The following is a 1,647-nucleotide window of genomic DNA, read 5'->3' as shown; positions in this document are numbered from 1 at the left end:
CCCGATTGGTGAAGGCTAATAATCAGTGGGGGATGGACAGAACCCCCACTGATTAAAGTTTCACTTTACAAGGTAAAATAATTAGAGTGGAAGGAATGTGTATGATGATTACTCACGAACAAATTATGAACGCTTTAAGCCATGTAGAAGATCCAGAGTTACACAAAAGTATTGTGGAATTAAACATGGTAAGAAATATAAAAATTGATGGTACAGAAGTTGGACTAGAAGTAGTATTAACGATACAAGGTTGTCCGTTGAAAGCGAAAATTCAAAACGATATTGAAGACTCTCTTCGAAACATTGGAGCATCAAAAGTTTCTTTAACATTCGGCTCTATGACGCCAGAAGAACGAGCAGCATTAACAGCGTCTTTAAAGAAAGAAGCTAGAACAGAAACAGGCATGCCTAGTATGCTGAGACCTGATTCAGGTGTACGTTTTATTACAGTAACGAGCGGAAAAGGGGGAGTCGGGAAATCAACTGTGACGATTAACCTTGCCACTGCGTTAGCTCGTATGGGGAAAAAGGTTGGGATTTTAGATGCGGATATATATGGATTTAGTATTCCAGCTATGATGGAAACAAATGAAAAGCCAACAATGATCGATCAAACGGCAATTCCAGTCGTAAGTCACGGTGTTAAAATTATGTCGATGGGATTCTTCACAGAAGGTAATAACCCAGTAATGTGGCGCGGACCGATGTTAAACAAATGGATTCAAAACTTCCTTGCGAATACGCACTGGGGAGAATTAGACTATCTTCTTCTTGATTTACCACCTGGGACAGGAGACGTTGCGATAGATGTTGCGGCGATGATCCCGCAGGCGAAGGAAATAATCGTTACAACTCCTCATAGTGTAGCTTCATTTGTCGCTTCTAGAGTAGGAGTCATGGCAAAACATACGAAACACGATATTTTAGGTATCGTTGAAAACATGGCATATTATGAAGAACAAGACGGATCAAGAAATTATCTCTTTGGAAAAGGCGGCGGTGAAACGTTAGCAGAACAACTGCAAAACGAAGTAATCGCTCAAATACCATTTGCGAAGCGTGAAGAGAATGGTGGTTCATGTGTATATGATGAAGATTCACTCGTTGGGGAGATGTTTACTTCTTTAGCTGAGGATCTTATGTATAAAGGATAAGTTGAAATGAAAGTGGGATGCATAATACATATGTATCTCGCTTTTTATTTTTTATGGAGTTATTTCAATAGTCTTAAAGGTTATGTTTAAGATTGTAATGACTTAGAGACCATTTGTGGAATTTGATTAGCCTGTGAAACCATAGTAATTGCAACTAAATGCTCCATCGCAACATACATCCTATATAAAGGCTGCCTAGCATTCATACATATAATTGGTTTTCTAGAGCTAATAAACGGCTATGAAAAGAAAAAAGGGCTTATGCTCATTTTCTGTTTATGTTTTAACATAAGAGGGGATCCAGATAGGAACTAACCGCTTCTGCACACTGCGGATGCTCTATTCTACCTAAAAAAAGAGAGGTTTTATAAATAATTCATTTATCCCGCATTAACGGGCAGTAAGATTTCCGCCTGAAGACGAGGAAGACTCAAAGAAGTTAGGCGGAAAATCAACTGTCCGTAAAAGCCCGATTGGTTCAACTAATAATCAG

At 38.9% G+C, this 1,647-nt stretch carries 1 protein-coding gene; it reads left to right on the top strand.

The genetic code is table 11. The features are described from left to right. Window positions 1–101 precede the first annotated feature (101 nt). Window positions 102–1,154 carry a P-loop NTPase gene (locus KI356_RS27400; RefSeq protein ID WP_212937030.1) on the top strand — a complete coding sequence of 351 codons (1,053 nt, stop codon included), beginning with the start codon at window positions 102–104 and terminating at the stop codon, window positions 1,152–1,154. Window positions 1,155–1,647 lie beyond the last annotated feature (493 nt).

Origin of the sequence: Bacillus hominis (assembly GCF_018332515.1) — a bacterium.
GTDB classification, from domain to species: domain Bacteria; phylum Bacillota; class Bacilli; order Bacillales; family Bacillaceae_G; genus Bacillus_A; species Bacillus_A hominis.
Note: the sequence above shows the minus strand (reverse complement) of the source record. Positions and strands in the feature narration are given on the sequence as shown.

Coding starts and splice junctions, on each gene's coding strand:
- KI356_RS27400 (WP_212937030.1), top strand. CDS start 102: ATGATGATTACTCACGAACAAATTATGAACGCTTTAAGCCATGTAGAA.